Annotated in this window: 16 protein-coding genes; 5 read left to right on the top strand and 11 right to left on the bottom strand. The window is 60.6% G+C overall.

Going from position 1 to position 16,289, the window contains the following annotated elements; genetic code table 11:
* Nucleotides 1-22 precede the first annotated feature (22 nt).
* The 6 genes from Q9290_RS04510 to Q9290_RS04535 all read right to left on the bottom strand — a co-directional run bounded on the left by Q9290_RS04510 (nucleotide 23) and on the right by Q9290_RS04535 (nucleotide 5,650).
* A complete protein-coding gene (locus tag Q9290_RS04510) occupies nucleotides 23-712 on the bottom strand; it encodes an isochorismatase family protein (RefSeq protein WP_306078439.1) in 690 nt (229 codons plus the stop codon).
* A gap of 220 nt (nucleotides 713-932) precedes the next feature.
* Complete coding sequence (locus Q9290_RS04515) at nucleotides 933-2,219, bottom strand: TRAP transporter large permease (protein WP_306078440.1); 1,287 nt, start codon at nucleotides 2,217-2,219, stop codon at nucleotides 933-935.
* Entirely contained in the window at nucleotides 2,219-2,734 is a 516-nt protein-coding gene (locus tag Q9290_RS04520; RefSeq protein WP_306078441.1) for a TRAP transporter small permease, read from the bottom strand. Before Q9290_RS04520 ends, Q9290_RS04515 begins: the two co-directional genes overlap by 1 nt.
* 60 nt (nucleotides 2,735-2,794) lie before the next feature.
* Complete coding sequence (dctP, locus tag Q9290_RS04525; RefSeq protein WP_306078442.1) at nucleotides 2,795-3,835, bottom strand: TRAP transporter substrate-binding protein DctP; 1,041 nt, start codon at nucleotides 3,833-3,835, stop codon at nucleotides 2,795-2,797.
* A 75-nt stretch (nucleotides 3,836-3,910) separates the two neighbouring features.
* Complete coding sequence (locus Q9290_RS04530) at nucleotides 3,911-4,609, bottom strand: isochorismatase family protein (protein ID WP_306078443.1); 699 nt, start codon at nucleotides 4,607-4,609, stop codon at nucleotides 3,911-3,913.
* A 159-nt stretch (nucleotides 4,610-4,768) separates the two neighbouring features.
* Nucleotides 4,769-5,650 (bottom strand): LysR family transcriptional regulator, encoded by an 882-nt coding sequence (locus tag Q9290_RS04535; protein WP_306078444.1) that lies wholly within the window; start codon nucleotides 5,648-5,650, stop codon nucleotides 4,769-4,771.
* Between the two features lie 149 nt (nucleotides 5,651-5,799).
* Here Q9290_RS04535 and Q9290_RS04540 point away from each other — a divergent pair, with 149 nt between their 5' ends.
* The 3 genes from Q9290_RS04540 (at nucleotide 5,800) to Q9290_RS04550 (ending at nucleotide 7,317) form a co-directional block, all read left to right on the top strand.
* Entirely contained in the window at nucleotides 5,800-6,267 is a 468-nt protein-coding gene (locus tag Q9290_RS04540) for a DoxX family protein (RefSeq protein WP_306078445.1), read from the top strand.
* Between the two features lie 57 nt (nucleotides 6,268-6,324).
* Entirely contained in the window at nucleotides 6,325-6,972 is a 648-nt protein-coding gene (locus Q9290_RS04545; protein WP_306078446.1) for a DODA-type extradiol aromatic ring-opening family dioxygenase, read from the top strand.
* An 81-nt stretch (nucleotides 6,973-7,053) separates the two neighbouring features.
* Complete coding sequence (locus tag Q9290_RS04550) at nucleotides 7,054-7,317, top strand: DksA/TraR family C4-type zinc finger protein (RefSeq protein WP_306078447.1); 264 nt, start codon at nucleotides 7,054-7,056, stop codon at nucleotides 7,315-7,317.
* 1 nt (nucleotide 7,318) lies between these two features.
* Here the strand turns inward: Q9290_RS04550 and Q9290_RS04555 are convergent, their stop codons facing one another.
* From Q9290_RS04555 to Q9290_RS04565, 3 genes are read right to left on the bottom strand one after another with little or no spacing between them, the layout of a single operon-like run.
* On the bottom strand, nucleotides 7,319-8,089 hold the full coding sequence (locus Q9290_RS04555; RefSeq protein WP_306078448.1) for an ABC transporter ATP-binding protein: 771 nt from the start codon (nucleotides 8,087-8,089) through the stop codon (nucleotides 7,319-7,321).
* A complete protein-coding gene (locus tag Q9290_RS04560; RefSeq protein WP_306078449.1) occupies nucleotides 8,086-9,159 on the bottom strand; it encodes a FecCD family ABC transporter permease in 1,074 nt (357 codons plus the stop codon). Before Q9290_RS04560 ends, Q9290_RS04555 begins: the two co-directional genes overlap by 4 nt.
* A complete protein-coding gene (locus Q9290_RS04565; RefSeq protein WP_306078450.1) occupies nucleotides 9,156-10,271 on the bottom strand; it encodes an ABC transporter substrate-binding protein in 1,116 nt (371 codons plus the stop codon). Before Q9290_RS04565 ends, Q9290_RS04560 begins: the two co-directional genes overlap by 4 nt.
* A 194-nt stretch (nucleotides 10,272-10,465) precedes the next feature.
* Between Q9290_RS04565 and Q9290_RS04570 the strand changes: the two genes are divergently transcribed.
* Nucleotides 10,466-11,851, top strand: a complete 1,386-nt coding sequence (locus Q9290_RS04570; RefSeq protein ID WP_306078451.1) for a DEAD/DEAH box helicase — start codon at nucleotides 10,466-10,468, stop codon at nucleotides 11,849-11,851.
* A 113-nt stretch (nucleotides 11,852-11,964) separates the two neighbouring features.
* Nucleotides 11,965-12,822: a LysR substrate-binding domain-containing protein gene (locus tag Q9290_RS04575; protein ID WP_306078452.1), complete on the top strand. Its 858-nt coding sequence runs from the start codon at nucleotides 11,965-11,967 to the stop codon at nucleotides 12,820-12,822.
* On the opposite strand, the gene Q9290_RS04580 is transcribed toward Q9290_RS04575, so the two are convergent.
* Nucleotides 12,823-14,403, bottom strand: coding sequence for a methyl-accepting chemotaxis protein (locus Q9290_RS04580; protein ID WP_306078453.1), 1,581 nt, complete (start codon nucleotides 14,401-14,403; stop codon nucleotides 12,823-12,825). It lies immediately after the preceding gene.
* Nucleotides 14,404-14,651: 248 nt separating this feature from the next.
* Complete coding sequence (locus Q9290_RS04585) at nucleotides 14,652-16,115, bottom strand: sodium:solute symporter family protein (protein ID WP_306078454.1); 1,464 nt, start codon at nucleotides 16,113-16,115, stop codon at nucleotides 14,652-14,654.
* Between the last annotated feature and the right edge of the window lie 174 nt (nucleotides 16,116-16,289).

Genomic DNA, 16,289 nt, shown 5'->3' on the forward strand with positions numbered 1-16,289 from the left:
TTCCACCGAGCCGAGGGTGATATTACTGCTTTTCAAGCTTGTTCAGGTAGTCCACACAGGTGTCGACGGTTTCCACGTCGCCGAACTTGGCGTCGATGTCGAACAGGTTCCAGGCCACGGCACCGGGAATACGGTCGCCGATACACTCCTTCACCGCGATGGGGCGGAAACCTTCGGCCATGGCGTCACAGATGGTGGTACGCACACAGGCAGACGCAGTCACCCCGGTCACCAGCACAGTGTCAACACCGGCGGCGCGCAGGAAGCCGGCCAGGTAGGTCCCTTGAAAGGAGCTGGCGTGCTTCTTGATGAGGACCTGCTCGCCCTCAATGGGCGCAATACGGTCGTCGATGGCCCACAGCTCTTCGTTGTCCTGGGCGCAGAAGTCCACCGGGATCTTGTTGTGCCACAGGCCCATGTCGGTGTTGGGGTTGTTGCGGTCGTTCACCTGATAGCAGGTGGTGACGTGCACAACCGGCAGGTTCTTGGCGCGGAACGCTTCCAGCAGGCGCTGCATGCCGGGAATGATCTCGTCGTCAATCTTGTCACAGGTGAAGGGATTGCCGGGCTGAGTCCAGGCGTTGGCCAGGTCGACGCTGATCAACGCCGGCTTTTTACCGAAACCGACACGGCGCTGAAAGCCGTTTTGCTGATATAGGGAAGTGGCTTCATCAAATGCCTGGTTCAGCATGCTCATTAAATCCTTGGACATGGTTGTTCTCCGTTTTTTTGCTGATAAAAGTCGAATATCCCGGCTCATTCGCGCCGTTTTCTTCGTTGGCAAATACAGAGTAACCAGCCAATTTATTAACATCCAATTCACTTTTTTAAAGGATTAATAACCTGAGTGGAATAATCTTGCGCTGTGTTTCGGCCATAAAAAAACCGGCATTTCGCCGGTTTTTAGTACCTATCGCTACACATTCATTCCGTCAGCCAAAGCCGGGCAGCCACAGCACCAGCCCCGGGAACAGGGTGTACAAACCCACCGCCCCCAGCAGGATCAGCCAGTAAGGCAATGAAGCCCAGGCCGCCTCGGTGAGGTTGACCTCGTTACGGGTGATCGAGGTCAGCACAAACAGGTTGAGCCCCACCGGTGGCGTGATCATGCCGATTTCCATCAGCAGGGTGACAATGACCCCGAACCAGATGGGATCAAACCCCAGACTCATCACCATGGGAAAGGTAATGGGCAGGGTCATCAGCAACAGGGAGATGCCGTCAAAAAAGCAGCCCAGCACTATGTAGACCAGCACGATCATCAGCAATATGCCGTAGGGGCCAAAGCCGATTTCCGAGATGGCCGCCACCGCTTCCCGGGGCAGCGCCAGCATGCTCACCGCCTGGGACAGTATGGCCGTGCCCAGCATAATAAAGGCGATGGCGCTGAACATGATGGTGGAGCGCTTGAACGCCTGCCACAGCTTGCCAAAAGTCAGATCGCCCCAGGTAAAGCCCAGCCCGATGCTGGCCATGACTCCGAGCGACGCCGCCTCCGTGGGCGTGGCAATGCCCAGATAAATGGTGCCCAGCACAAAGAAAATCAGAATGGGCAGCGGCCAGATCTGGGTCAGCCCCCGGCGCACCTCGGCCCAGTCCATGGCCTCGCGGCCTTCCGGTACCACTCGGCTGCCAATGTTCGAGCGAATGATGATCCAGGCAAAAAAGGCCGCAGAGATCATCAGCCCGGGCAAAATGCCGGCGAGAAACAGCTTGCCGATGGACACATGCTGAGTGGCACCATAGATGATCAGCGCCAGACTGGGTGGAATAAGCAGCCCGAGGGTGCCGCCCGCCGCCAGGGTGCCCACCACCATGCTGGGGGAATAACCCCGCCGCTTCAGCTCCGGATAACCAATGGAGCCGATGGCCGCCGCCGTGGCCGAGCTGGAGCCGCTGACCGCACTGAACAGGGTACAGACCGCAATGTTGGTGTGCAGCAGCTGGCCCGGAATACGCCGGAACAACGGCGTGAGGCCGTTGTAAACCCGGGTCGACACGCCGCTTGCCAGCAATATGTCACCGAGAAAGATAAACAGCGGCACCGCCGTCAGGGAGAACCCGGTGAGCAGGTTCCATACCGAATTAATGGCAAGGGACGTAGCACCGCCTCCCTGGAAGTGCAGCAAAATCAGCCCCACCAGGCCCAGGGCGGCCCCCAGCAAGGCACCGCTGCCGAGCAGCACCAGCAGGCCGGAACTCAGAATAAGCCAGCTCATTACGCCACCTCCACAGACTGGTCGTCATCGGAATGGGCATTCACGTCCGGGTAGCGCAAGCCGTGGCGCAGCTGTACCAGCATGCACAGCACAAAGGACAGCGGCATCAGTGCCATCCAGGGCCACAGCAGCAGGCCGCTGATATCAGACCGGGATTCGATCTCCCGGGAAAACACCATGAAATCCCAGGACTCATAAATAACGATGGCGGAAAACAGGATCAGCACCAGACCGGCAAAGGTCTCGGACAGGCGCGCCGCCCGTGCGGACAGACTGCGGGTAATGAGGTCGATGCGAATATGCCGGCCACTGTTGAGTACATGAGGAATGGTGAGAAAGGTCAGGGAAAAAAACAATAAACCGGCAAGTTCGTTGGAAAAATGGATGGGGCTGCCAAACAGGTAGCGAAGCAGGGTACTGGCGAACACGGTAATGGTCATCAGTATGCCGCCGGCGACCCCGACGAGAAACAGGCCGTAACATAGCCTGTCGACTGTTTTTGTGAACAGGGACATGGTGATTCACCCTCCTGGTGAGCCACAACCGGGGCGGCAGCCGCCGCTCCGGTGCAGCGCTTACTTGTTGGCCAGCGCGCTGAGCTTGCCGGTCACTGTGTCGTAAATGGTTTCGCCGTCCGGGCCGGCCCGCTCGGCAATGGTATGCCAGGCCGACATGGCCGCCTGCTGGAAACTGGCCACATCCTGGGCCGAAAAGTCGTCCAGCATGGTGACCCCGAGAGACTCACGACGGGCCCGGGCGATGGCTCCCCGATCCGGGTCCACGGCGGCGCTGCGGGTTTTTTGCCACAGCTTTTCACCGGCCTGCTGTAATACCTGCTGCTGCTTCTCGCTCAGCTTTTTCCAGCTGCGCTCGCTGATACCGAACAGGGCCGGCACCGCTGCCCAGGGATGCAGATAGGCTTCGTAATCGGTGACTTCGTGCAGGGAAACGGTTTCGGCCACGGTGGAAAGGTAATAGGCGCAGTCCACGACCCCGGTCTGCAACGCCATGTACATGTCGTTCTGGGGAATGACCTGAGCGGAAATATCGAGTTTGCCAAAGGCGTCGACCAGCTGAGCCGACCACACCCGCACCTTTTTGTCCTTGAGCCCGTCCAGGCTGTTGATGGGCTCCTTGCAGTGCAGGCCCACGCTGAACACCGGCGAGACAATGCCACCGATGGTCTTGATGTTCCATTTGGCGTAACCCTGCTCGTAAGTGTCGCGAATGGTGGGAAGGATCTGGAGATGCTGCTCGGGTTCGGTAATGGCGCCCTGAGCGTAAACGGCGGCCAGCTCGGGCGCATCACGGGTGTAATACTCGCCATAGAGCAGGGCCATGTCCACCGAACCCCGCTGCAGTATACGCAGCACATCGGGCTCGCTCAGCCCCAGTGAGGCGGCATGAAACACGTCCACTTTCAGGTCGCCACCGGACAGCTGCTCCACGTCCTTGGCAAATTCGTTGAGGTAACCGGCTTCCGGCCGGGATTCGGCGTAGCCGCTGTGAAACTTGAGTACGGTGGGCGCGGCCTGCGCCATGGTGGAAAGAAAGGGCGTGACCGTCAGAGCGGCGGTCAGCGCCAGGGTAAGCCTGGTTGGTTTGAGCGCTTTCATCATATATCCCTATATTTGAGGACCGGCGCCGGACAACGGTCGGTGCCGGTCCTGATTTCAGCTATCAGTACCTAATTACTGACGTTCCAGCTTGTTCAGGTAGTCCACACAGGTGTCGACGGTTTCCACGTCGCCGAACTTGGCGTCGATGTCGAACAGGTTCCAGGCCACGGCACCGGGAATACGGTCACCGATGCATTCCTTCACCGCGATGGGGCGGAAACCTTCAGCCATGGCGTCACAGATGGTGGTACGCACACAGGCAGACGCAGTCACCCCGGTTACCAGCACGGTGTCAACACCGGCGGCACGCAGGAAGCCGGCCAGGTAGGTCCCTTGAAAGGAGCTGGCGTGCTTCTTGATGAGGACCTGTTCGCCCTCAATGGGCGCAATACGGTCGTCGATGGCCCACAGCTCTTCGTTGTCCTGGGCGCAGAAGTCCACCGGGATCTTGTTGTGCCACAGGCCCATGTCGGTGTTGGGATTGTTGCGGTCATTCACCTGATAGCAGGTGGTGACGTGCACAATGGGCAGGTTCTTGGCGCGGAACGCTTCCAGCAGGCGCTGCATGCCGGGAATGATCTCGTCGTCAATCTTGTCGCAGGTAAAGGGGTTGCCGGGCTGAGTCCAGGCGTTAGCCAGGTCGACGCTGATCAACGCCGGCTTTTTGCCGAAACCGACACGGCGCTGAAAGCCGTTTTGCTGATACAGGGAAGTGGCTTCATCGAACGCCTGGTTGAGCATGGTCATCAGATCCTGGGACTCTTTGGACATGGTTATTCTCCTGATTTCACTATAAAAATGGTTGAGCTCCGGCACCTTTTCCGGCGCTTTCCCCCTTGGGTGATTTCAAGTTAACAACCGTCACAAATAACATCCAATTCACTTTTTGGTGCGATTGATAACATAGAGTTAACAATCGAATTGTGTGCCTCAGGATCGCTCGGGGTCATCCCAGTACGGCGGATCGCCGAAATAGCCATCCATAAAATCGACAAAGCTGCGGATCTTGCCCGGCATCAGAGTGCGGTGGGCGTAGACCGCGTACAGCGCCATGGGGAGCGGCGCCTGTTCGGGCAAAATTTCCACCAGCCGGCCGTCGGCCAGGGCCGGGCCCGCGATAAAACTGGGCTGAATCACGATGCCGGCACCGTGAATGGCCGCGCCCACCAGCACGTCGCCGTTATTGCAGGAGAATACCGCCTCGCCGGGCAGGCCGGTGTCGTGCTCCATGTAGCTGTAGTGCAGGCAGCGGTGCTGCTCAAGATCCGAAATACTGGCGGGGGTGCCGTGGCGTTCCAGGTAGGATGGCGAGGCGCAGATCACCAGGCGTATGGGCGCCATCCGCCGGGCGATCAGCGACGAGCTTTTGAGATGACCGATACGCAGGGCCACATCGAAGCCTTCTTCCACGATATCCACCTTGCGGTCATTAAGCTGCAAATCGACGCTAACCTGCGGATAAGTGCGCTGATAGTCACATAACAAGGGAGCCAGGTGGCGGCTGGCGAAGGACACCGGTGCACTCACCCGCAGGCGCCCGTGGGGGTGGTGACGGGCATCACTCAGTCCTTGCTCCATCTCGTCGATGTCATTCAGTATTTGCCGGGCCCGCTCGGCATAACGCAGGCCGGCCTCGGTCGGACTCACTCTCCGAGTGGTGCGGTTAAGCAACCGGGTGCCCAGTTGCTGTTCCAGCCGGGCGATAGACTTGCTCACCAGCTGGGGGGAATGGCCAAGCCGCTCGGCGGCGCGGGTAAAGCTGCCCTCGGTCACGATGGTAACGAAGGCACGCATGGCATCGATGCGATCCAAAACCGGACTCCTGCATATCAATTATCAACATTTTGTTGATAATAAAACAACGACAGCCCGATTAATCCATTAATCTGATGATAGTAAAGTGGTCTCCATACTCTCGTTGCTCAAACGGGAACAGCCATTATCCTGAGGAGGAGACCACCATGAACACGCGACTGACTCATACCCTGCTGCATTCCAATGCCGGCCTCGCCGCCCTGGCGCTGCGTGTGCCCACCGGGCTTATTCTGGCGGCCCACGGCGCCCAGAAACTGTTTGGCTGGTTTGGCGGCTATGGCCTGGAAGGTACCGGCCAGTGGATGGCGAGCATTGGCCTGGCCCCCGGCTACCTGATGGCCCTGCTGGCCGGCAGCGCCGAGTTCTTTGGTGGTCTGGCGCTGTTGCTGGGGCTGCTGACCCGGCCGGCAGCCGTAGTCACGGCCTTTACCATGCTGGTGGCCCTGTTCAGCGTGCATATCGGCAACGGCCTGTTTATGGCCAACAATGGTTACGAGTATGCCCTTACGCTGTTTGCGGTAAGCCTGGCCCTGGCCATTCAGGGGGGCGGACGCCTGGCCCTGGACAACTGGCTGCTGACCCGGCTGGGTGCGGTGAAGCCCGCCCTTGCCTGACCCATAAAATGCAGGCAGGCCGCCTTGCAGCGGCCTGCCATTTTGCAGGAGAACCCTATGGCTTCATCCCCCGATATTCTGTTTATTTCCCATGGCGGCGGCCCGCTGCCACTGCTGGGTGATCCCGCTCATGCCGACATGGTCGCTCAGCTTGCCCGGCTGGCCGCCGAGCTGCCGCGGCCCGATGCCATTGTGCTGATCAGCGCCCACTGGGAAGAAAACGAACCCACCGTCACCGCCGGAGCCACGCCCGGGCTGATTTACGACTATTACGGCTTTCCGCCCGAGTCTTATGCCATTGACTACCCCTGCCCCGGCGAGCCCGCCCTGGCGCAGCGGGTACAGCAGGCGCTGGTAAAGGCCGGCCTGCCCTGCCGGCAGGACCCGCAACGGGGCTTTGACCACGGCCTGTTTGTGCCCCTGAAAATCATGTACCCCGACGCCAACGTTAAAAATCAGGCCTTTGAGCACTGGCTCGAGCAAACCTGTTGCGATGCCACCTTAAGCGAGGCCGAGCGGCGGCAACGCCTGCAGCACTGGGAGCAGGCCCCTTACGCCCGCTTTTGTCATCCGCGGGAAGAACACCTGTTGCCCCTGCAGGTGTGTGCTGGCCTTGCCGGCCGGGCCTGCGATCGCCACCTGTCCCTCAACATACTGGGCAAGCAATCGGGCTTTTTCTGCTGGCATGGCAATACGGCCGAGTAGACGGTTTTGCCACCGGGCGCACGGCAAACGCGCGGGTTCGGTGCCACCATGGTGGGCATAAATACACCACAGGAGAGCACCATGGCAGGAGGATGGTCACGGGACGGCGCCGTGCAGGATCAAATAGACGCCAGTGTGGAAGACGCGGTGCAAAGCGCCCGCAGCCGGCTGGGTGCCGGCGACAGCCTGAGCCACTGCGAAGAGTGCGATGCCCCCATTCCCGACGCCCGCCGCCGAGCGGTGCCGGGCGTGCGGCTATGCATTGAATGCCAGAGCCAGCAGGAAAAACAGCGCGAAAGCAGTGGCATTAACCGCCGCGCCAGTAAAGACAGTCAGTTACGGTAACTCAACTCGCCAGCCGCGGGTGTACCAGCAGGCTGCCGTCGGGGCCGGTGAGCAGGTCGGCCTCAACCCCGTACAGGGTATGCACCAGTTCCGGGCTCAGGCACTGGTGCAGCGGGCCATGGGCCTGCAGGCTGCCGTTTTTTACCGCCAGCACATCGTCGGCGGTGCGTGCCGCCAGGTTGAGATCGTGAATGGCCACCAGGGTCACCATGTTCTGCGATTGAGTCAGCCGGCGCAGCACCGCCATGATATGCAGCGAATGGTAGAGATCCAGGGCACTGGTGGGCTCATCAAGCAGCAATACCGCCGGCTTGCGGATCAGCGCCTGGGCGATGGCCACCAGTTGGCGCTGGCCACCGGAAAGCTGCTCCAGATAACGGGCAGCCAGTGGCTCTATGCCGAGCTCCTTCAGCACGCCGTGTACCGCCGCCAGATCCGCCTCGGTCACCCGCACCGCACCGTGCACCTTGAGCGCCATCAATATCGCCTCAAACACGGTAATACGGGCACCACCGGGGCTGATTTGCGGCAGATACACCACACTGCCCGCCCGGCGGGCGCGGCTCAGGCCGGCCAGATCCTCACCGTTCAGCAGCACCCGGCCCTGTCTGGGCGCCAGCAGGCCGGCAATGCCCTTGAGCAGGGTCGACTTGCCGGTACCGTTTGGGCCCAGCAGCACGCACAGTCGCCCGGCGTTGGCGGCAAGATCAAGCTCATTGACGATCAGTTCCCGGCCATAGCCCAGGCTGAGTTGTTCCAGTGTCAGGCTCATGACCCGCTCCTTCTACGTACCACCACCAGCAGAAAGACAAAAAACGGCACGCCAATCAGCGAGGTGGTAATGCCGATGGGCAGCAGAACGCCGGGAATAATGCTCTTGGACAGCATTTCGGCAATAGTCAGCAAAATGGCACCAAACAGCATGGAGCCGGGCAGGAAAAAGCGCTGATCTTCCCCCAGCAGCATGCGCGCCATGTGCGGCCCCACCAGCCCGACAAAACCAATGATGCCCACGAAGGCCACCGCCACCGCAGCCAGCAGCGACGACAGCATCAGTACCACCAGCCGAATGCGGCTGACGTTCACCCCCATGGCCTCGGCGGCTTCATCGCCCATCCGCAGGGCGGTCAGCCGCCAGGCACTGCGCCAGAGCAAGGCACAGGCCAGCGCCAGCAGGGCCGCCGCCACCCCCACCTTGGGCCAGGTGGCGCGCCCCAGTGAGCCCATGGCCCAGAACACGATCTGCTGCAGGGTTTCGGCGCTGGCGGCAAACTGCAGCATGGCGTTCAGCGCCGAAAACACAAACAAAATGGCAATGCCGGTGAGGATCATGGTTTCCTGGGTGGCGCCGCGCAGCCGGCTCACCAGAAAGATCACCAGGGCACTCAGGCTGGCAAACACAAAGGCGTTGAGAGTAATGATGTAGCCCTGGGCCCACTCCCAGGGCAGCAGGCCGGTGCCAAAGGCAATGGCCAGGGCCGCGCCAAAGGCGGCGGCATGAGACACCCCCAGGGTAAAGGGCTCGGCCAGCGGATTGTTGAGAATGGTCTGCATCAGGGCGCCGGCCCCGCCCAGGGCCGCGCCCACCAGTATGGCCATCAGTGCCACCGGCAGGCGAATGTCCCACACAATAAAGCGGGACTTGATATCCGCCTCATTCGGGCTTAACAGGGTATTCAGCACCTGCCCCAGCCCCAGATGGCCCGGCCCCAGTGTCATGTCGAACAGAAAAATGCCCAGTAACAGGGCAGCCCCGAGGGCCACCCATTGTCTGCGTCTTCCCTGATGTCGCTGATAGTGAAATGGCGCATCCGGCGCCGTCACCATAGCGTGCTCACTCATTGCATTTTCACCCAGAAGTGGCCTTCGTAGGCAAAGGGCATGAAGCGCTCGTGGTATTCACGCAGATCGACATCGGCATCAATGCCCCGCATGCGCTCCGGGTGCATCCAGCCGGCCATGGCTTCTACTGCCGCAAACCAGGCCGGGTGATTGTAAAACTGGTGCCAGATGCCATAGAACTGCTTGTTGGCCACGGCGTCAATGGCGGGCCAGCCGGGCCGCTGGCTGAGCGCGGCCAGACCCTGTTGCAGATTGTCGCTGTCGGCCTGGTAGCCCAGGTTGATGCTGGTGGCTTCAGGGTAGGCCGCCTGCCAGTTGGCACCGGTGCCGACGATCAAGTCAAAGGGCTCGGTCACCAGCGACTCGGGGTTGATGTCCAGCGACAGCGCCTGGGTCTTGTCGCTGCCCCAGTTGCGGCCACCGGCCAGCTCCACAAAGTGGCCGAAGTTGTTGGGACCAAACACCCGGCAGCAGTCGCCCATGCCGGAAGCCCGCTCCATTAGCACCAGCGGCCGCTGTTCATCACCAAGATCCTGCAGACGCTCGGTAACCCGGGCCATTTTCTGCTCGATAAAGGTGTTAACCGCCTCGGCTTCCTGCTCCTTGTGAAGCACCTCGCCGAGAATGCGAATGCTGGGGGCGGTATTGGCCACCGGTTCATCGCGAAAATCCACAAACAGCACCGCAATGCCGGCCTTATTCAACTTGTCGAGGGTGCCGTTTTCTCGCCAAAGCTGATAATAGGCCTGATTCACCACCACCAGCTGGGCATCCAGGGTCAGTGCCTTTTCCACATTAAAAGTGACCTTGCCCGGATGACCAAAGCGCGGCAGGTTTTCGACGATGCCGGGAAAGGTTTCGGCCAGCTTGGCATAGGTGTCGGGATCGGCCCGCTCCATGTCGTCCGACCAGGCCACCACATGGGCAAAGGGATCATCCTTTTGCAGCGGCATCAGTATGTACATCAGACGGGCTTCGGAAAGAATAATACGGTCAACCTGATCAGGCAGGGTCACGGTGCGCCCCAGCAGATCGGTGATCTGGCGTTCACCGGCCAGGGCCGGCACGGACATCAGGCAGGCACACAGAAGCAGCAGGCATTTTCTGAACATGAACGTTCTCGACTAAGGGTAAGTAAAAGAGCAGTAATGGTATTGCGAATTATTGCTTTTTGTAAACCATTGCTTTTCCCGTTACCGCACTCAACCGCCGGCCATTACAAGCGTCCCGCTTTCTTATACAATACTGGCCAATTATGCAGGCCGGTTCTCGGCCTCTCATTTCCCGAACTTCCCGGAGCAGCGACTTGGCGCAAAATAACGACACTTTCCGCGATTTTGGACTGGATACCCGTCTTGTTCGAGCACTGGATCACCAGGGGCTCGAGACCCCCACCGAGATCCAGCTCAAGGCCATTCCCGTGGTGCTGGCCGGTCATGACCTGCTGGCATCCTCCAAAACCGGATCCGGCAAAACCCTGGCCTATCTGCTGCCGGCGCTGCAGCGGCTGATGAAAAGCCGGGCCCTGAGCAAACGGGATCCGCGCGCGCTGATCCTCGCCCCCACCCGCGAGCTGGCCCGTCAGGTCTATGTGCAGCTGCGCTCTCTAGCCGGCAGCAGCTTTAATATCGCCCTGCTGCTGGGCGGCGAGAACTTCAACGATCAGCTCAAGTCGTTGCGCCGCCAGCCGGATGTGATTGTGGCCACCCCGGGCCGGCTGGCCAACCACCTGGATACCCGCTCATTGATGCTGAACGGCCTGGAACTGCTGATCCTCGACGAAGCCGACCGCATGCTGGATCTGGGTTTTGCGCCCCAGCTTGAACGCATTCACCGGGCCGCCGACCACCGTCGCCGCCAGACCCTGATGTTTTCCGCGACCCTGGATCACGCCGAGGCCAACACCATGGCCGCCACCCTGCTCAAGTCTCCCAAACGGGTGGCAGTGGGTGAAGCCCATGCCGAGCATCAGGACATTGAGCAGCGCTTTGTACTGGGTGATCACCTGGATCACAAGCAGGCATTGCTGGAGCATCTGCTGGCCAACGAGTCCTACCAGCAGGCCATTATCTTTACCGCCACCCGTGCCGACACCGAGCGCCTGGCCGGCCACCTGCAGCAACAGGGGCTGGCCACGGCGGCGCTGCATGGCGACATGAGCCAGGCCGAGCGAAACCGCATTATGGATGCCTTTGCCCGGGGCCAGCACAAGGTGCTGATCACCACCGACGTGGCCTCACGCGGGCTGGACCTGCTGCAGGTCTCACTGGTGATCAACTTCGACATGCCCAAGCAACCGGAAGAATACGTACACCGCATCGGTCGCACCGGTCGGGCCGGCGCCAGCGGCACCGCCGTTTCGCTGGTGGGTCCGCGCGACTGGGATGCCTTCAAGCGGGTGGAGAAGTTTTTGCAGCGGGCCGTCAGCTTTACCGAGATCGAGGGGCTGCCGGGCAAGTTCAAGGGGCTGCGGCCGCCGGCGCGCAAGCACGGTTTCAAGGGCAAGCCCGGCGACAAACCCGGTACGGTTCAGGGCAAGAGCCACAAGCCGGGGGCCAAAAAGCCGGGCCGCAAGCCGGCGCCCAAACGCCCGAAAGGCTTTACCGGTCAGGGCCTGGGCCCGGCGGCAGGCGCCGGCGACGATGGCATGGCGCCGCTCAAACGCAAAAAGCCAAAGCCCGAGCAGGAATAACCACGGCTTGGCGACATGAGGGCGGTGCCGTTTTTCGGCACCGGCCCTTTTACATTTGCTAATCAAATGTTAATAATAAGATTATTAACCTTTTAAATGGCCGCACTTCAAGAATGAAGAACCTACCCACGGATTTGCTGCGTACCTTTGTCACCATTATCCAGCTGGGGGGCTTTACCCAGGCCGGCGAGCGGCTGGGCCGTTCCCAGCCCGCCGTCAGCCTGCAGATGAAGCGGCTGGAAGAGCTGCTGGATGTGAAACTGTTCAATCGCGGTCAGGGCCTGCAACTCACCGAAGAAGGCCAGTTGCTGCTGACCTGCGCCCAGCGCATGCTGGAACTCAACGACACCCTGATCTCCCGCCTGGGCACCCCCAGGGTGAGCGGCTCGGTGCGCCTCGGCATTCCCAATGACTTTGAAGTGTCCTTCCTGGCCACCACCCTGGGGCGGTTTTCCCAGGCCTATCCGGAGGTGACCCTGGACGTAAGCAGCGACATCAGCGCCAACCTGCTCAGCGACTACAAAAAGGGCGCCTACGATCTGGTGATGGCCATCGAGGAAAGCCGCCCCAATCACCCGCAGCTGACCGACTATATTACCGAGCCGCTGGTGTGGGTGCGTAACAACAACATGATGCTGTCGCCGGATGCGCCCCTGCCCTTGATCCTCTACCCCAAGGGCTGCCTGTATCGACGCTCCATCATCAATGCCCTTACCCGTGCCAACCTGCCCTGGCGCATTGTGTACAGCACCTCCAGCCTGCTCGGCATTCAGTCCGCCATCAAGGCCGGTCTGGGCATCAGCGTGCTGTCCAAAAGCACGGTGCCCGACGGGCTGGAAGCCTCGCCCAGCTTTGCCCACTGCCCGGATCTGGGCAGTGTCTCCATCGGCTTTTGCTACGATGCCAACGAGCTCACCTCGGCGGGCCACATGCTGCTGGATTACCTCAAGCAGGGGCTGAACGCACTCTGATCAGGCCCGTCGCAGCCACAGCTGGCGTGACAGCTCGTTCAGCCCTTCCGCCAGCTCCGCCACCAGATCGCAGCGCCGGCGGTTATGCTGGCCGGTTTCCACCTGGTGATCGGCGGCATCGCGAATGGTGCTCACCCCCCGGTTGATCTCTTCACTGACCGCACTTTGCTGCTCCACCGCGGTGGCGATCTGAATGTTCATCTCGGTGATTTCCCGCACCCTAAGGCCAATGCCATCCAGGGCGCCCGCCGCCTGCTGAGCATGATCCACGCAATGCCGGGCCTGCTCCCGGCTGCGCTCCATGACCGACACCGCCATGCGAGTCCCCTGCTGCAGATTGCTGATCATGTTCTGAATATCGGTGGTCGACTCGCTGGTCCTGCCCGCCAGGTTACGCACCTCGTCGGCCACCACCGCAAAGCCCCGCCCCTGCTCGCCGGCCCGGGCCGCCTCAATGGCGGCATTGAGTGCCAGCAGGTTGGTCTGCTCGGCGATGTCCCGAATCACTTCCAGAATGGTGGAAATGCTCTGGCCATGGCTTTCCAGCTCCTGAATCACCCGGCCCGCTTCCCGAATTTCGCCATCCAGGGCATGAATGGATTCGCTGGTACTGGCCACCAGCCGCTGGCCGGTATGGGTATCCTCATCCGCCCGCTCGGCAGCTGTGGCCGCCTGCTGAGCGCTGGACGCCACCTCCTGAATACTGGCCGCCATCTGATTGATGGCAGTGGCCACCTGATCGGTTTCGGCCTGCTGCTGTGTGGTCAGTTTCTGGCCGGCCGCCATGTTGTGCAATAGATCACTGCTGTGTCCGCCCAGGCGCTGGGCCGAGTCGGATAACCGCCCCAGCAAAGCACCAGACTCGGACCGGGCCATTTTCAGGGCAAAGTCAATCTGCCCCAGCTCGTCTTCCCGCCCGGTATAGGCCAGCCGGCTGAGGGGGTTGTCGGCCTGGCGCCGGGCCTGGGCCGCGAGCTTGCGCAACGGCGACAGCATGACAGCTGCCGTGGCGGCACAGAGCCCGCCGCTGACTGCCGCCGCCAGCACTACCGGCAGCCAGGCACTGGAAAACAGTGCCGCCATGCCCAGCGTGCCTGCCAGGGTGAACAACAGCATCAGCAGGCACAGCCGCACGCTCAGGCTCAGCCGCCCCCAGCGGGAGCCCACAGCCTTGCCAGCCCGCAGCCGGGCGTACAGCGCTTCTGCCGCGGCCACCTGGCCGGGCTCGGGCCTGGTGCGCACCGACTGGTATTCCACTGTTTCACCGTCGTGCACAATGGGGGTGACATAAGCACTGACCCAGTAGTGATCCCCGTTTTTACAGCGATTCTTGACCAGCCCCATCCAGGAGCGGCCGGCCTTGAGGGTTTGCCACAGGTGAGCAAAGGCCTGGGAAGGCATGTCCGGGTGGCGGATCAGGTTGTGGGGTTCGCCAATGAGCTCCTCCCGCTGAAAGCCGCACACATCCACAAAGGCCTGGTTGATATAGGTGATATGACTGTCCGGACTGGTGGTGGACAGTATGTTGATGCCTTCCGGCAATTCCACATTGCGCCCGGTTACGGGCTGATTGTTACGCATTCCATTTCTCTCCGGTCATCTCGTCCATGATGAATGCCGACGATGTCAATTTGTCCTTGTGAACACATTGCCGACAGCATTATATCCTTGTGAGAAAAGTGGTTATTATCCATGCGCAGGTGACAGAAATGTGATCCAGAGCACCAATAAATATTCTCATACGAGACTTATTTACACGCTCTTTCCGCAAGGCCGCCAACGCAAAAAGCCCGGCGAACCGGGCTTTGCATTATCAAGGTTTACGATGCTCAGTAGCTGCGGGCCACCGTACCGGCCGGAACAGACTGGGTCAGCTTGCTCACGGTCACATAGACGATGGAGGACGCCAGACAGCCATAGAGCGGACCTTCCACCCAGCCCACATTGGTGAACAGCAGGAAGCTGCCGCTGGTCACCAGGCCGGTGAACATGGAAGCCAGGGCGCCATAGCCGTTACCTTGCCAGAAGGAGGAGATGAACACCGGACCGATCATCACCGCCAGCAGGGTGCCGGAGCCGAGAATACCCAGCCACGACAACATGAAGGGCGGCGCGTACAGCATCATCAGGAAGCCGATGATACCCAGCAGGGCAACCCAGATACGGTTGACCCACAGAATACGGGCACCGGAGGACTTGCTGTTGGGGAACAGGGCGGTACGCAGATCGTGAGACGCGGCACTCGATACGGTATGCAGCAGCGAGTTGGCGGTCGACTTCATGGCGAACAGAATGAACAGGGTAATGATGCCCGCCAGCGCCGGGTGCAGGAAGTTGGCCAGATAGACCGGCATGGCCTGATCCGCTTCCGCCAGCTCGGGATGCGCGATGCGCACATACATGCCCACGATGGGCACCAGGCTCAGCAAGCAACCCATGGGCGCCACCCAGATGGCCACCTGATGCATTTTCACGCTCGGCTTGAACGCCAGGAAACGCACGGCCATGTAAGGCAGCACGGCGGTGAACAGGAAGGCGTAAGGAAGCACCAGGAAGACCGAGCCCTTGCTTTCACCGTAGGGCGCGGAGGTGCTCGGGTTGAGCAGCTCGGTGTCCACGGCGTTCAGACGCTCGATAAACTCGGACAGGTTAATGTCGGTGAAGATCTGGAACATCATGACCACGGCCCCGATGCCCATGCCCGCCACCATAAGGGTATCGGTCCAGGCCACCGCGGCCAGACCACCGAGCATGGTGTAGAGAATGATCACCGAGATCATCAGCAGCGCGCTTTCGGTCAGGCTGATGCCCAGCCATGAAGCACCCAGCAGGCCCACCGCCTTGATCTGACTGGTGAGGAACACCAGCAGCAACACTATGGTAATGGTGGCCGCCACGCCCTTGACCCAGCGCTCCAGCCCGGCACCACCGCCGTGTACCTGAGACACATACTCCGGAATGGTGCAGCTGCCCAGCTCCTCGGCGCGACGGCGCAGGAAGTGAGCAAAGTACAGCACGGCAATCACCATGGCGGGAGCAAAGAAGAAGTTACCCAGCACTTCCACCGAGCCGAACTCGTAGGCCACACCGGGAGAGCCCATAAAGCCCCAGCCGCTGAAGCCGGTGGCGACAATGGTACCGGCGCCCACGAAGGGGCCCAGGCTGCGGCCGGCTACCAGAAAGCCGGTTTCATCGCTGTCTTTTACCACTCGGCTGGACAGGTAGCCGATAAAAATCAGCACGCCGAAGGAGCCCAGCAGCAGGGCCCAGTTTAGAAATGAATAGTTTTCCATCACAAATTCCCTTTGGTCGTTTGGTCGAGTCGTTCATTAATCATCGGATTTACGAACGTATTCCCGGTAGACATAGGCCAGGGTGGCCCAGGCAAGAATGATGGCGTTGAGATAAACAAACCATTCCATGGTCCAGGATTCACTTAACATGACTTCTACCTCTTTGAGCGGCTT

It is taken from the genome of Oceanimonas aquatica (assembly GCF_030732065.1).
Classification (GTDB): Bacteria; Pseudomonadota; Gammaproteobacteria; order Enterobacterales; family Aeromonadaceae; genus Oceanimonas.

Excerpts from the sequence above, each read along its gene's own strand:
- Q9290_RS04510 (WP_306078439.1), bottom strand. The coding sequence starts at position 712 with ATGTCCAAGGATTTAATGAGCATGCTGAACCAGGCATTTGATGAAGCC.
- Q9290_RS04515 (WP_306078440.1), bottom strand. The coding sequence starts at position 2,219 with ATGAGCTGGCTTATTCTGAGTTCCGGCCTGCTGGTGCTGCTCGGCAGC.
- Q9290_RS04520 (WP_306078441.1), bottom strand. The coding sequence starts at position 2,734 with ATGTCCCTGTTCACAAAAACAGTCGACAGGCTATGTTACGGCCTGTTT.
- dctP (WP_306078442.1), bottom strand. The coding sequence starts at position 3,835 with ATGAAAGCGCTCAAACCAACCAGGCTTACCCTGGCGCTGACCGCCGCT.
- Q9290_RS04530 (WP_306078443.1), bottom strand. The coding sequence starts at position 4,609 with ATGTCCAAAGAGTCCCAGGATCTGATGACCATGCTCAACCAGGCGTTC.
- Q9290_RS04540 (WP_306078445.1), top strand. The coding sequence starts at position 5,800 with ATGAACACGCGACTGACTCATACCCTGCTGCATTCCAATGCCGGCCTC.
- Q9290_RS04545 (WP_306078446.1), top strand. The coding sequence starts at position 6,325 with ATGGCTTCATCCCCCGATATTCTGTTTATTTCCCATGGCGGCGGCCCG.
- Q9290_RS04550 (WP_306078447.1), top strand. The coding sequence starts at position 7,054 with ATGGCAGGAGGATGGTCACGGGACGGCGCCGTGCAGGATCAAATAGAC.
- Q9290_RS04555 (WP_306078448.1), bottom strand. The coding sequence starts at position 8,089 with ATGAGCCTGACACTGGAACAACTCAGCCTGGGCTATGGCCGGGAACTG.
- Q9290_RS04560 (WP_306078449.1), bottom strand. The coding sequence starts at position 9,159 with ATGAGTGAGCACGCTATGGTGACGGCGCCGGATGCGCCATTTCACTAT.
- Q9290_RS04565 (WP_306078450.1), bottom strand. The coding sequence starts at position 10,271 with ATGTTCAGAAAATGCCTGCTGCTTCTGTGTGCCTGCCTGATGTCCGTG.
- Q9290_RS04575 (WP_306078452.1), top strand. The coding sequence starts at position 11,965 with ATGAAGAACCTACCCACGGATTTGCTGCGTACCTTTGTCACCATTATC.
- Q9290_RS04580 (WP_306078453.1), bottom strand. The coding sequence starts at position 14,403 with ATGCGTAACAATCAGCCCGTAACCGGGCGCAATGTGGAATTGCCGGAA.
- Q9290_RS04585 (WP_306078454.1), bottom strand. The coding sequence starts at position 16,115 with ATGGAAAACTATTCATTTCTAAACTGGGCCCTGCTGCTGGGCTCCTTC.